This is a genomic window from Sphingobacterium sp. xlx-96, from assembly GCF_011007365.1.
Lineage (GTDB): Bacteria > Bacteroidota > Bacteroidia > Sphingobacteriales > Sphingobacteriaceae > Sphingobacterium > Sphingobacterium luzhongxinii.
On the sequence record NZ_WFKM01000002.1, the window covers coordinates 53,318 to 68,394 of the forward strand.

8 protein-coding genes are annotated in these 15,077 nt (G+C 38.5%); 5 read left to right on the forward strand and 3 right to left on the reverse strand.

Annotated features, from left to right (window positions below; translation table 11 throughout):
* Positions 1 to 40: 40 nt before the first annotated feature.
* From G7B20_RS03275 to G7B20_RS03290, 4 genes are all read left to right on the forward strand, one after another.
* Positions 41 to 5,329: a translocation/assembly module TamB gene (locus G7B20_RS03275; RefSeq protein WP_164108610.1), complete on the forward strand. Its 5,289-nt coding sequence runs from the start codon at positions 41 to 43 to the stop codon at positions 5,327 to 5,329.
* Positions 5,319 to 7,631 carry a BamA/TamA family outer membrane protein gene (locus tag G7B20_RS03280; protein ID WP_240452808.1) on the forward strand — a complete coding sequence of 771 codons (2,313 nt, stop codon included), beginning with the start codon at positions 5,319 to 5,321 and terminating at the stop codon, positions 7,629 to 7,631. Before G7B20_RS03275 ends, G7B20_RS03280 begins: the two co-directional genes overlap by 11 nt.
* A 636-nt stretch (positions 7,632 to 8,267) precedes the next feature.
* Positions 8,268 to 9,206: a malate dehydrogenase gene (locus tag G7B20_RS03285; protein WP_164108612.1), complete on the forward strand. Its 939-nt coding sequence runs from the start codon at positions 8,268 to 8,270 to the stop codon at positions 9,204 to 9,206.
* Between the two features lie 122 nt (positions 9,207 to 9,328).
* Positions 9,329 to 9,826: a retropepsin-like aspartic protease gene (locus G7B20_RS03290; protein WP_240452807.1), complete on the forward strand. Its 498-nt coding sequence runs from the start codon at positions 9,329 to 9,331 to the stop codon at positions 9,824 to 9,826.
* Between the two features lie 26 nt (positions 9,827 to 9,852).
* On the opposite strand, the gene G7B20_RS03295 is transcribed toward G7B20_RS03290, so the two are convergent.
* The gene (locus G7B20_RS03295) at positions 9,853 to 10,269 is read right to left on the reverse strand and encodes a T9SS type A sorting domain-containing protein (RefSeq protein WP_164108613.1); all 417 of its coding nucleotides are present in this window, start codon (positions 10,267 to 10,269) and stop codon (positions 9,853 to 9,855) included.
* 216 nt (positions 10,270 to 10,485) lie between these two features.
* Here G7B20_RS03295 and G7B20_RS03300 point away from each other — a divergent pair, with 216 nt between their 5' ends.
* The gene (locus G7B20_RS03300) at positions 10,486 to 12,429 is read left to right on the forward strand and encodes a KUP/HAK/KT family potassium transporter (RefSeq protein ID WP_205600175.1); all 1,944 of its coding nucleotides are present in this window, start codon (positions 10,486 to 10,488) and stop codon (positions 12,427 to 12,429) included.
* Between the two features lie 93 nt (positions 12,430 to 12,522).
* Here the strand turns inward: G7B20_RS03300 and G7B20_RS03305 are convergent, their stop codons facing one another.
* Complete coding sequence (locus G7B20_RS03305) at positions 12,523 to 14,223, reverse strand: amino acid permease (RefSeq protein ID WP_164108615.1); 1,701 nt, start codon at positions 14,221 to 14,223, stop codon at positions 12,523 to 12,525.
* 54 nt (positions 14,224 to 14,277) lie between these two features.
* A complete protein-coding gene (locus tag G7B20_RS03310; RefSeq protein WP_164108616.1) occupies positions 14,278 to 14,949 on the reverse strand; it encodes a hypothetical protein in 672 nt (223 codons plus the stop codon).
* Positions 14,950 to 15,077: the final 128 nt, after the last annotated feature.

The window sequence follows — 15,077 nt, forward strand, 5'->3', positions numbered from 1 at the left end:
CGTTATAATAAGGCATTGTAATTAATATATAATCGTTGGTTTGAATAAATTCACTCGCGTTTTATTACGCACTTTTCTATGGATTTTTGGTTCAGTAATAGCTTTAGTTCTCTTACTGATATTCTTAATTCGTCTGCCGTCAGTACAAAACTACATAGCAGGCAAAGTCGCAAATTATCTCGAGACCAAAATCGGCACCCCAGTAAACATCGGTTATGTCAAGATTACTTTCCCCAAGAAACTGGTCTTAGAAAACATCTATTTTGAAGACCAAAGTAAAGATACCTTAATCGCTGGCGAAAAATTAGTAGTAGATATCAATATGTTAAAATTATTGAAAAATACTATTGAGGTCCAAGAATTGGATTTAGAAGGTATCACGGCCAAGATAAAGCGATTTTCACCGGATGGTCAATTCAACTTTGATTATATTCTAAAGGCTTTTACCTCTGAAAAAGAAAGTAATATAACAGCCCCAGATACTTCGTCAGCCCTTATCTTTAACATTGACAAAGTCAACTTTGACCGGATTCGCTTCGCCTATGCCGACGATATGATAGGGACTTCTGCGGATATTTGGCTTAAGCATTTTGACACCCGAATCAAAACCTTTGACCTGCAGCGAAACATGACCTTCGACATGCCAAAAATAAATATAGAAGGACTTACAGCATATATTAAACAGTGGCCACCTACGACAGAAAACACGGCTCTTAAAGCGGAAGATTTCGGAATCACAGACTCTTCGGCTAATGCGACAGCTTTGCTACCAAATATTGGGACAGAATTCATCCAATTAAAAGACGTTTTCGTTCGCTACCAAGACGCTTCATCTGCGATGGATAGCAAGTTTGATATCAAAAACCTATCCGCTAATGTAGATGTCATAGACCTCAATAATGAAGTTGTAAAGCTTCGTGAAGTCATCCTCAATCAGTCCGATTCCTATGTCACATTTGGCAAAACAATTAAAAAGGAAACTACAAGACCAGACAGCACCTCGATCAACTGGGTAGTATCGACTGAAAAACTAGCTATAGATAAAACAAATTTTGCTTTTAGAGATGACAATCAAGCCCGAATGAAAGGCTTTGATTATTTTAACATCAAAATTACGGACCTTGCCGGTGCACTCGATCAATTGCATTATTCCGCAGATTCTATTAGCGGCTCATTACAAAACTTAACAGCCAAGGATCATTCTGGCTTTTATTTAAAACGATTAAGAGCCGATTTTGTTTACACCAATACAGGTGCCACCATACAAAATTTACTGGCAGAAACCCCTAATACTATTATCCGCGATTACTTCAAAATATCGTACCCTTCCTTAGATGCTGTTGCGAAGACCCCTGCTTTGTTATCTATAGATGCCAAAGTAAAAAAGACGCAGATTGATATGTCGGACATCCGTTTCTTTGTCCCCGATCTCGAACAAATGGATGTCATGCAACCTCTAATGACTAAAAAATTCTATCTGGATGGTCGCATCACTGGAAAATTAAATGATCTACATATCCCCTCTTTAGACTTTCGAACATTAGATAACACGAACATCTCAGCCAGTGCCGATATAAAGGGACTCCCCGATATGAACAAGTTGTTCATAAATCTTAATCTGAAAAAACTAACCACGAGCAATATAGATTTAGATAGACTCATTGCTAAATCTATATTGCCTAAAGATATGGCGGTTCAATTCCCAAATTCTATTTCGCTATCGGGCACCTTTAAGGGCGGCATGAAGGGATTTGATGCATATATGAGTCTATTGACAGAAAAGGGCAATGCCACGATCAATGGCTATCTCAATATGGCCGGAAAAGATACAACTTACGATGCTACACTTTCCATAGCAGACTTCAATCTAGGGCATTTGCTCAACCAAGACTCTACATTAGGAATAATATCGGTAGATGCACAGGTAAAGGGCAAAGGTTTAGATCCAAAGTCAATGAATGCAGCTATTAATGGCATCATAAATCGAGTAGATGCGCTTGGTTACCAATATCGAAATATCCGTCTCGATCTAAATGCTAAAAATGGAGACATCGCAGGAAATATAAACTCTAGCGACCCGAATATTAAATTCAATCTGGATATGGCTGCCAATATGCAAGGACAATATCCTCAGGTCAAGGCCGAACTAATGATTGACTCTGTCAATCTAAAAAATCTCAAACTCATGGACGACAATTTCCGTTACCATGGAAAAGTAAATCTAGATTTAAAAACGGCAGATCTTAATCACCTCAATGGTAAGCTAGTTGTCTCGCAATCATCAATCGCATACAACGATGCTCGATATGCCTTAGATACCATAGCCCTTACAGCTGCTGCAGATACTAACCGCAACACACTCATTCTAAAATCAGAATTTCTGCGGGCCCATTTAGTCGGAAAATACAAATTAACAGAGCTTTCATCCTCTTTACAGGATGTTGCCCGGATTTACTATAACCCTAAAAATGAGCCTGCACAGCAATTAAAATACGAAAATCAGAACTTCGAGTTTTCAGCCACATTAAATAATTCTAGATTCTTACGAGATTTCTTCCCGGGACTTGAAAAAATGGACGATATCTCGCTGGATGGAACTTTTAATAGTCAAGAGAAAAACATAATGGCCAAACTAATAGCTCCGACATTAATATATGATGGTATTGAAGTTCGAGATGTTGGTTTAGATATCATTACCGTAGATAGTACAATGTACTATTCTACGCTTATTAATAAGATTAAGGTGGATAACATTGAGTTGAATAACACCGTTCTCAGTGGAAAAATAATTGAAAACAATTTGGATTTTGGACTCTGGATCAAGGACAAGGCACAAAAAGACCGTTATCATTTAGGCGCAAAAATGAGTGTAGATGAAAGTAACTATATGCTCAGTCTCTTCGAAGATGGTCTAATGCTTAACTACGATAAGTGGAATATATCTCCTGAAAATCAGATTAGTTTTGGTAAAGATGGTATCCGGGCACAAGATTTCAAATTAAGTTATAAAGGTCAAGAGTTTATGATTCAATCTCAAGACAGCACTTTAAATTCACCTATCAACCTGACTTTTAACAATTTCCGAATAGAGACCCTATCCAATATGTTGGAATCCGAAACGTTGAATTTCGGAGGGGGTATAAACGGAGCAGCGACAATATCTCGTTTAGAAAGCAATCCTGTATTCGTGTCCGATTTAGAAATCCAAAAATTCTATTTTGGACAAGACACTGTTGGTAACGTCTTAGTCAAAGTGGATAACATGCGGGAAAACACCTACTCGGCAGATGTTAAAGTAACCGAAAATGGGAACAATGTACAACTGTTGGGAGAATATATATCTCCACCGTCAGGCGAAGCCAGTTTTAATGCTAAGTTAGAGCTAAAACCACTTAAAATCAAAACCATCGAAGCCTTCAGTATGGGATACTTAAAAAATAGCGAAGGCGATCTAAATGGTCTTTTACGAATTGGTGGAAGTTTGGACGCACCAAAGATTTTGGGTGATCTGACTTTTAATAAAGCTCGAATGAACATATCCATGTTAAATGCCGATTTAATGATGGATAATCAAAAAATTATCTTCAATGATCAGGGAATTGCTTTCCGTCAGTTTGCACTTAATGACATGAAAGGTAACCTGGCTAAATTAAACGGCACTATTTTAACCAAAAACTATTCAGACTTTGCTTTCAACCTCAATTTGACGACAAAAAATTTTGCAGCAGTAAATTCTACTAGAGAAGATAATGATCTGTTTTACGGCAAATTAAACATTACCTCCAATATTAGAATCACTGGAGATATAAACAAGCCCGTTATTGATGGCGATGTACGTGCGAATGAAAACACTGACTTTGTCTTTATTGTTCCAAATGAAAATCCAGGGATTGCAGACCGTGAGGGAGTCGTCAAATTCGTTGATAAAAGTGATACCACTAGGGCAAATATTTTTGCCAAACTAGATTCCATGACTACAGCTACCAAGTTTTCTGGAATGGATCTCGCTCTAAATCTAAGTACAGATCGCGAAGCCAAATTCAAAATAATCATCGATGAGGGATCACAAGACGCATTGAATATACAAGGTATCGCCGAATTGAATACAGCGATCGATGCTAGTGAAAAAATAACAATGTCCGGCACATTCACAGTTGAAAAAGGAAATTATTCCTTCAACTTCGGACCGATCAAAAAACAATTCGACTTTGAGAAGGGGAGCACGATTATCTGGAACGGAGACCCTTTAGATGCTCGAATGGACATCACTGCTATTTACAAAGGTCGATTTCCGACTTTGGAATTAGTCAGCAATCAAATTGGTACTGAAAGCCAGAATCTATATAAACAGCGGGTGCCTTTCAACGTAAAATTGATCCTTTCCGGCGAACTCTTCAAACCGGATATTCGATTTGATATTGACTTGGACGAAAATAATGCTATCGTATCACAAGATGTGGTTTCGAAGGTCAACATCGGTCTTGCAGCGCTTCGTGACGACCCTGCCGAACTGAATAAACAGGTTTTCTCGTTGATAATCATGGGTCGCTTTATGTCGTCCAATCCTTTTGAAAGTCTTTCGGGAGGCGGCGGAGTCGAAGGTATGGCTCGTAGTTCTGTAAGTTCCTTCCTTTCCAGTCAATTGAACAGTCTGGCGTCCAATTTAATCAAGGGAGTCGAACTAGACTTCAATCTACAGTCTGAGCAGGATTATCTGACCGGTTCTGGGCAAAACCGTACAGATCTAAACGTTGGTATTTCCAAAATGCTTTTTGATGACCGATTAAAGATTACCGTGGGTTCTAACTTTGAAGTAGAAGGAAATACCCGACCAGGTGAAAAACCCAACAATATTGCCGGAGATATATCAATTGATTACCAACTATCAAAAGATGGACGCTATTTTGCTCGGGTATACCGCAAGAACCAATATCAAGCCACGCTTCAAGGCCAATTTGTAGAGACTGGTATAGGTTTTATCATCAACATGAGCTACAATAGATTTAGAGAACTTTTTATGAGCTCCAAAGCTCTCGAACAATATTATAACAGTGATAATAGTAACTTCAGAAAACGATTCAATGTCGAACGTATGGAGACTGATTCGGTTTACCGAGATAGTGTGCGAACAGTTGTAAGGGATAGTTTAATGATACACAGCCCAGAGTTTCGTAAACGAATGCAAGAGCGAGAAAAAGAAGAGCGCCTACAAAAAGGCCAGGATCCCAGTAAAAATAAAAAAGACAGTACCAATAAGGGGCTAAAAACTGAAAAAGTAATTTCAGCTATCCGAAATGAGGAAGAAGAAAGGAAACAAGATGAACAATAGAATAGTTCCTATTATCGCATTATTCACATTCACCACGGTTGTATTTTCATGCAATTCGACGAAGTATATTGCCGAAGGTGAAAAACTATATACAGGTGGAGAAGTCGTCTTAAAAATGGATAGCATATCGAGTCCTGAACGGAAGATTGCTTTTGAAGAACATCTGACGTCACTGCTCATGCCCAAACCTAACAAGAAAGCATTAGGTGTCCCCTGGAAGCTTCTGTTCTGGAATATGGGCGGTGGTTACGACACCTCCAAAAACTTAGTTCGTAACTGGTTAAAAAAGCAAGGCGAAGCCCCCGTTTTATTAGGTGACGTAAATAGAGAATACAACGAAAATCTACTGCGAAACCGGATGGAAAATCTAGGTTTTTTCCACGCTACAGTAAGCTCAGACACCATTGTAAAAGGCAAGTATGCGCGTGTTCTCTATACAGCAATACCTCGAAAGATATATCGGATCAATTCTTTATCATACAATATCGATTCCCTTACTCATATTGGTCGCGACATTTACGATGTAAAAGACAGGTCGTTATTGACCATCGGTTCCAATTATAATTTAGATGCAATTATCAGCGAACGTGAACGAATAGACAACGAACTTAAGAACAAAGGGTATTATTATTTCAATCCTGATAATATTTTAGTGGAGGTCGATAGCACCATTGGGAATCATAAAGTAGACATGTTTGTAACCATAAAGCCTGAAACTACCACACAAGCTAAGGAACCACAACGCATCGGAAATATTTACGTTTACCCCAATTACACTTTAGGGTCTTCAGGATACACCAGAAGAAATCCACGTAATATGGAATTATATGACAAAAACATCTACTTTATCGATCCACAAAATACATTCCGTAAAAAGGTATTGGCCAACCATATTTTCTTTGAAAAAGGGGAACTCTATAATCGTCACGATCATAACCAAACCATCAATCATTTGGTCAATCTAAACACCTTCAAATTTGTAAAGAACAATTTTGAGAACAATCCGGATTCTGCTAACACACTAGATATCTACTATTATCTTACCCCGCTTCCCAAGAAATCACTACGCTTTGAAATTTTAGGAAAGACAGCGACAGTCTACAATGGTTCAGAGGCCAACGTGACCTGGACATTACGCAACGCTTTTAAGGGTGCTGAAACTGTCACTCTTAACGTTTTTGGAGGCTACGAAACGCAGACAGGCGGAAAAGTTAACTTAAACTCGGCCTATTACAGATATGGAGCCGAAGTAGGAATTACATGGCCTCGTTTGTTATCACCTTACAAATGGGCTCCATCCAAACGTTATATCCCCAAAACGTACTTAAAACTGGGCTATGAGTTCTTAAATAGAAGAACGGCTTATGTACTCAACTCGTCCACGCTGAACTATGGATATATGTGGAAAGAAAACGACCAAAAACAACATGACCTTACCTTAGCTGAGATTATTTATGTGCAACCTCGAAATATATCCGCCGAATATCAAGCCCAGATGGATACGGTTCCCACATTAAAGCGTATTGTCGACCCACAATTTTCTTTTGGACCAAACTATAATTACACTTTTACGAATTCGATGGACCAAAACCTTAAACACACTTTTTACTTCAAAGGAGGGATAAATCTTTCGGGTAATGTGTTGGGTCTAATTCAAGGTGCAAGTTATAAAAATGATGAAACACGTACTCTTTTTGGTACGGTCTACAGCCAGTTCGTTCGTATTGAAGGAGATTTCAGACATTATATGAAATTAGGTAAGGATGCCCAACTAGCATCTAGACTTATGATCGGAACGAGTTATTCTTACGGCAACTCCTATGCCTTACCTTATTTAAAACAATATTATACCGGAGGTCCTAACGGTCTAAGAGCATTTAGGGCAAGGGCTGTTGGACCGGGTTCATCCGCACCGGAAAATATCGGAGCGAACAATTTTTTTGCCGATCAGACGGGGGATTATAAGCTTGAGTTAAATACCGAGTATCGCTCTAAGCTTGCTGGTTTTGTTCATTGGGCAGCATTCGTAGATGCTGGGAATGTGTGGTTACAAAGAGCTGACAGCAACAAGCCCGGAGGAAAATTATCAAAAGAATTCTTATCCGAACTTGCAGTCGGTGGCGGTGCGGGTTTACGTTTTGACTTCGATTTTCTGATTATTCGTACAGATTTCGCAATGCCATTCCGAGTTCCGTACCTACCTAAAGGAGATCGTTGGGTATTTAAAGATATTGATCTACGAAGTTCCAAGTGGCGAAAAGATAATTTGATTTTCAACTTAGCGATTGGATATCCTTTCTAAATGGTTGTCCTGCTATTGTCGGTTCCATGTATTTTTTTCTGAAAGTGTTTGTTATTTAAAGGATGTCAAGAACTTTTTTCATGATATTTAGTGTGGCTGTCTAAATTCTCGCCTTTGCGATAGGTAAGTGTTTTTAACAAACACAGCGGAGTTTTAATAACAGTAAGCGTCACCTCGATTGTAATAGAGAGGTCTGCAAACTGTATAGAATTAATATATAGCTTCTAGATCTCTCCACTTCGGTCGAGAAGACGACATAGTTTACAAATCTGTCATTGGTAGAGCTTGTACCGATTGTCTTCGACGAGCTCCTTTGCTCGGTTTATCAGTAAAGAATGACGACTGCCGAAGGCAGATGGCATAGCAAAGCAATCTGTATTTAAACAAATTAGCCCCCTACACCGTTCCCGATTCCAGGAACAGGCTACTCCTCAGGTCCGCGATGACGATTATTGGTTACTTTTTAGACAGCATCATTAAAGTTTTGTTCAAGAGCTTTTTAAAACGATTAATATTAAGTATATTTAGTTATTGAAATCAAGCGAATGTTGATCTAGTTGTCAAAAGTCTTTTCAAACTACTTAATATAAATACGATTACATCATTTATTCTAAATGGTCTATAAAAAACAAAAGTATGAAGATAACAGTCATAGGAGCAGGTGCCGTAGGAGCCACTACTGCAGATAACATAGCAAGAGGTAATTTTGCAGAAGAAGTTGTATTATTAGACATTAAAGAAGGTGTTGCTGAGGGGAAGGCCCAGGACATGATGCAAACAGCAGCATTGCTTGGCTTTGACACAAAAATAAAAGGTGTTACGAATGATTATGGTCAGACTGCAGGCAGCACGGTCGCTGTGATCACTTCTGGGATCCCGCGCAAACCTGGCATGACTAGAGAAGAATTAATAGGAACCAACGCCAACATCGTTAAGTCAGTTGTTGAAAATCTAATAAAGCACTCCCCAGAAATTGTCATTATTGTAGTATCCAATCCGATGGACACCATGACATACCTTGCGCTAAAGACAAGTGGCCTTCCTAAAAACAGAATCATCGGCATGGGAGGAGCCCTCGACTCTGCTCGATTTAAATATCAGTTAGCCTCTAAACTAAACGCTTCCGCTTCAGATCTCAATGCAATTGTCATCGGCGGACACGGAGACTCTACCATGATACCTTTAATTAGTAAAGCAACTTGGAATAGTATTCCAGTCAGCGCATTTCTGTCCGATGAAGAGCAAGCAGATATCATTAAAAATACGATGGTAGGTGGAGCTACATTAACTGCTTTAATAGGTACTTCAGCTTGGTACGCTCCTGGAGCAGCCACCGCAGCAATGGTTAAGAGCATAGTTCTAAATGAAAACAAACTTTTTACCGCATCCGTATATTTAGAAGGTGAAATGGGCCAAGAAGATATTAACATTGGTGTTCCAGTTATTATTAATAAAAAAGGTTGGGATAAAATTGTACCTCTGACACTCAATGATGCGGAACAAAAAGCGTTTAAAGCGAGCGTCGAAGCCGTCAGGAATATGAACGCTATACTTAAAGAGAGTAACGTTATATAGTAATATTTCCATTACAAAAAATCTAAATGGATAAAGGAACCACAAAATTCGCTTTTATATTACGACGCATTATCTCGGGTGTAAAGGCGAATTTATGTAGGTTTGACTTTTAAATTATAGCGGTGGCAACATTTAATGCCGCTGGAACAAAAACTTATATGCATATAATTCCTTTGCAGATCCTTACGTTGGAACAGCAGGGCTATCACATATTAGTGGAGGTCAAACTTTTTGACACAGTCCATAAGATGGTCGTTGACACAGGCGCGAGTAAAACAGTCCTAGACAAAAGTATGTTGATCCAAGCGGGCATGACAGAAACTGCGCTTATCACATCCAATATACTTTCGACAGGTCTAGGTACCAACGCAATGGAAAGTCATACTTTCAAATTAGATAATTTTAGTATTGCCGATTGGTCCTGTAAATCAATTGAGGTAGCTGTATTAGATTTATCAACGATTAATTATGCTTACACCCAAATGGGTATACCTCCTATTATCGGCGTATTGGGAGGAGATATTCTAGTACAATTTGGCGGAATCATCGATTACAAAAAAAGAACGCTTAGGCTAAATAAAAACAGACGCAAACAAAACGAACAAATGGCCGTGCTATAACATCAGAGAAAATAATCTAAAAATAACTAACGGATCGAGATTCGTTTCACGACGGTTTCGGTGCCAGATCCGACACGTACAAAATAAAACCCAGGGGATACCTTACCTTCGGTTTCAAAAGAAAGATTTTGATTACCCGCATCAAGCGTAGAGTTTGAAAGATTCATTACCTCATTACCCAAAGCATCCATCAACTTAATAGCAACATTACTTTGCTTGGTCAATTTGAATGAAACACTTATCTGCTCTGCAACCGGATTGTACATCACTTTTACATTTGTCACTACTTTCTCTGCCACGTCATCTTTAGCTGCTGAGACAGATACCCCGCTCAACTCATATCCAACGCTACCGCCAGTATTAGCATGGGCAGCATGTACACATGCTAGTATAAAACAGCTGGTGCACATTATTTTCGCGTATTTAAGGATATTTACTTTCATTGTTAATTTAGACAACACACAATTGGAAATGGTTTAATCAAATCTAATCAATACCAATCAAACTTCCTAATACAAAGTTAGTTTTTTAAAAGGCTAAATGTGCATGATAATATATATATATTCTGCTTTTAACAATTTTTAACAAGAAAATTCGTTACGTCAAGATTTTGCTCTATCTTGGCTCCATATTTAATAGTAACACAGTAAATAATGACTATGGGCTCAGACCATAAACACACATTGAATCGCCTCAGTATGGGCGGCTTACTCATCTCCTTAGGAATCATATTTGGAGATATTGGAACTTCTCCACTTTATGTTTTCAAAGCAATTTTTAACCAAGGCACCATCGACAAAGACCTCGTTTTAGGGAGTATTTCATGTGTGTTTTGGACCTTGACCCTGCAAACGACCATAAAGTACGTTCTGATTACCCTAAATGCCGACAATAAAGGAGAAGGGGGCATACTTTCCCTGTATTCGCTGGTGCGCAGAAAAGCCAAATGGCTTATTATACCAGCCATCATCGGTGCCTCCACCCTACTAGCAGATGGTATGATTACCCCCGCTATTACGATTTCCTCCGCTATCGAAGGATTGGCTATACATAATCCATCCTTTCCTACGGTACCTGTTGTCGTAATTATTATATCCTTGTTATTTCTTATCCAACGTTTTGGCACCTCTATCGTAGGCCGAGTTTTTGGTCCTTTAATGCTCGTGTGGTTTACAACCATCGGATTATTAGGATTCTCTTACATACATTATGCACCCGAAGTAATCAAGGCAATAAATCCTTATTACGCTATCGAAACCATAATCAACTACCCCAATGCTTTATTTATTATAGGTGCTATTTTCCTTTGTACTACGGGGGCAGAAGCGCTCTACTCCGATATGGGACATTGTGGCAAGTCCAATATACGCATTAGTTGGATTTATGTTAAGCTGACACTAATCTTAAATTATTTTGGTCAAGGAGCCTGGTTAATTATGCATGAAGGGACTTCTATTGGTGAACACAACCCCTTTTATGCAATAATGCCGGATTGGTTTTTGATCTACGGTATAACCATCGCTACCGTTGCTGCCATAATCGCCAGTCAGGCTATGATATCTGGATCATATACATTAATTTCAGAAGCCGTACGCTTAAATATATGGCCAAAAGTGGCCATTAGATACCCCAGCCACCAAAAAGGGCAATTGTATGTTCCATCTATCAACTTAATCCTATTTATTGGTTGTATGCTGGTTATCGCTATATTCCAAAAATCTAGTAACATGGAGGCAGCTTATGGTCTATCAATTAATTTAACTTTTCTATCTACGACCATCCTCGTTATTTATTTTATGGCACGTAAACGCATCAATAAAATATGGATCATTCTTTTTGCGGTAGTCTATTTTACCGTAGAACTAGGGTTTTTAGCAGGTAATGGGGTAAAAATAGCACATGGAGGTTGGCTTACGCTGATCTTAGCATCTAGCATATTTACCGTCATGTTTGCTTGGTATGGTGCACGTAAAATCAAGAATAAATACGTTCGTTTTGACGATATAAAGAAATATTACCCTATTATCTCAGAGTTAAGTGAAGACACTTCAGTTCCGACATTTGCCTCACAGCTTGTATATCTTACCAGCGCTAATAACACCGAAGAAATAGAGACAAAAATTATATATTCCATTATCAATAAAAAGCCCAAGCGGGCCGATGTCTATTGGCTAGTACACGTTGATGTAATGGATACCCCACATTCACGTGATTACACCGTCCATCAACTTATTCCGGGAAAATTAATCCGGGTAGACTTTAAGTTAGGATTCAGAGAGGAACAGAAAATCAGTTTACTTTTACGAAAAGTGATCGAAGACATGGTGAATAAAGGTGAAATAGATATTACCAGTCAATATAACACATTAAAGAAACACAAAATCCCAGGAGATTTCAACTTTGTCGTTTTAGAGAAAGTCTTTACGAAGACATCCGACCTCAGTTGGGGTGACCGCATCATTATGGAAATCTACAAAATACTTAAACATTTCAGTTTAAGTGAAGAAAAAGGCTTTGGGCTTGACAGTAGTTTTGTGACGTTGGAGCGTGTCCCACTAAACATTCCGAATACCGAAAACATTAAGTTAAGAAGATTGAAATAAGATTAAAGAAGGTTTATAAGGTTAAGAAGGTTTATAAAGTTACGAACCCTATCAACCTTATAAACCCTATCAAAACCTTATCAACCTTACCCACTAACCAATCACCTCTTTAGCATCTTTATTCAGCTTCGAGTGCTTATACCCATAAATAAAATAGATAAGCAGCCCTATTCCCAGCCAAATTATAAATATAATCCAGTTGCTAGCTCCCAATTCGCTCATTAGATACAAATTAACAAGTATCCCTATAACTGGAAGTAACGAGAAATTATATTTAAAACTGTATATGCTTAAAATAAACCAAGTACCCCAGAATACCACAACGAGCGACTTGTGTATGATCACATCCTTTGTACCTAAGGTCTGCCATTCCTTCAAACTGTCTTGACCATAAATATACATTAGGACCATAGCCGAGATAAAGCCTAGCCCCACCAGATACTTACCATTAACGTAGGGAACCCTAAATTTAGCTTTCTTTGAAAGCCCTGATTTATCCATATAAAGCACACCACCACACACTAGGATAAATGCAAAAAAAGTACCGACAGAAGTAAGGTCAACAAAGAAGTCCATTTTGAAAAACAATGCTGGAACAGCAACTACAAAACCTGTTACTATGGTTGCAAAAGAAGGCGTCTTATATTTCGGATGGATAGTCGCAAATTTCTTCCAGAGCAAACCGTCTCTACTCATAGTCATCCATATACGAGGCTGAGCTAATTGAAACACAAGTAGTGCACTCGTAATCGCTATAACAGAGGTTACTGAGATAATACCAGCCATATGATCAAATCCTACATACTGAAACACATAAGCCAACGGATCTTTCACATTTAGATCCGTATAGTTTACCATTCCTGTTAAAACCAACGTGATAAGAACATACAATACCGCACATATTATCAAACAGTAAATCATTGCCTTAGGGAGATCACGCTGCGGGTTTTTACATTCTTCTGCCGTAGTTGATATAGAGTCAAAACCGATAAAAGCAAAAAAGACCGCAGCAATACCACTCAACACGCCTCCCATTCCATTAGGCGCAAAAGGAGTCCAATTTTCTGGCTTTATAAAAAAAGCTCCACCCAAGATAACAGCTATTATGATTCCTATTTTAATCATAACCATGATATTACTGGCACGTTGCGATTCCTTTATTCCAATATATACCAAACACGTCACTAAAACGGTAATCAATCCGGCAGGCAAATCAAAGACAATTGGTAGACCACCAATTTTGGGCGCGGTATTGTACGCCTCAAGTGCTATTTTATCAATCCCAGTCAATTTATCGGCTCCTATCTCAAGCATCTTGGCATGGGCCTCAATAGCATATGCTGGAGCCATGGTCAACCATTTAGGGATAGAAAGCCCAAACCCTTCACACATTGACACAAAATACTGTGACCAGGAAATCGCAACCACCATATTAGAAACAGCATACTCCAAAACCAATGCCCATCCTATTATCCAAGCAAACAACTCCCCAAAAGCGACGTAAGCGTAGGTATAAGCCGATCCAGACACCGGAACTGTACTGGCAAATTGAGCGTAGGACAAAGCTGTAAACACACATGCAAACGCAACAAAAACAAACAGAAGTGATACAGCTGGACCACCATTATAGGCAGCCAACCCAATGGTACTAAATATACCAGCACCTACTATAGCCGCGATTCCCAAAGACACCAAGTCTCGGACACCTAATATCTTTGCTAAGCCAGAACCGTGGTTCTGAGCATCGCTTAGTATCTGGTCAACACTTTTCTTTCTGAAAAGTTGATTCTTCATATTTATAAAGTTAGAATGTTAAGAAGTTATAAGGTTAAAAGATAAAAAAGTTCATTAAAGCTTCTGTGTTATGTAATTGTAAATTTCCAAAAAACCAGACATATGTTCCTTTTGATAATCTTCCAATCTTTCTCCCAATTGTTGTATATGCGTATCACCCACTTCAAATTTCCATATCCGTTTACATATACTAAAGAGTGCATGGGGTAGGTTTTCAACCTTAGCGTACTCAAAGATATATTTTGAAGCTATAAATTTATCATAAAAAATAAAAAAACGGTCAATATCGACTTTTCCAAGCCCATATAGATAGATGGCTACAGCTTTTCGATCCACCTCCTCCAAATGTTCATACAGTCGTCCTACATTCAATAAATCATGAGCGATAAGTTCATGATCTAATAATAATTCCAAAGCAATATGAGCTAGAAAAGAGGCTCTAATCGGCAGATCAAGAATATCCTGTTCAATCACGATCCGTAATTGATGGGTATGTTTATAGAAAAAATCAGAATTGTGAAATAAACGATCTACCTCCACATGCCTTTCCCAACCCGCAGTAATCGATTTCGACTTGGGTGTTGATGACAACGCCGGCTCATATTTATGGAGTTGAAACGAATACCCTTTGTCTACATTTTTTAATAGATCAGGCAAAAGCCCTCCCAAAACTTGCTCAGGATCTACAGCATAGCGTTCAAAATAATAATGCGACAAAAAGTTCACAACAGGAGTATATTTTAAATTATCGTAATATACATCTTAATATCTTATCTTTGCAATCTTAATAAAAATTATACATATATGAAATGTTCATGTTTAGCGAAGCAAAAACACGCATGAGTATTCCATAT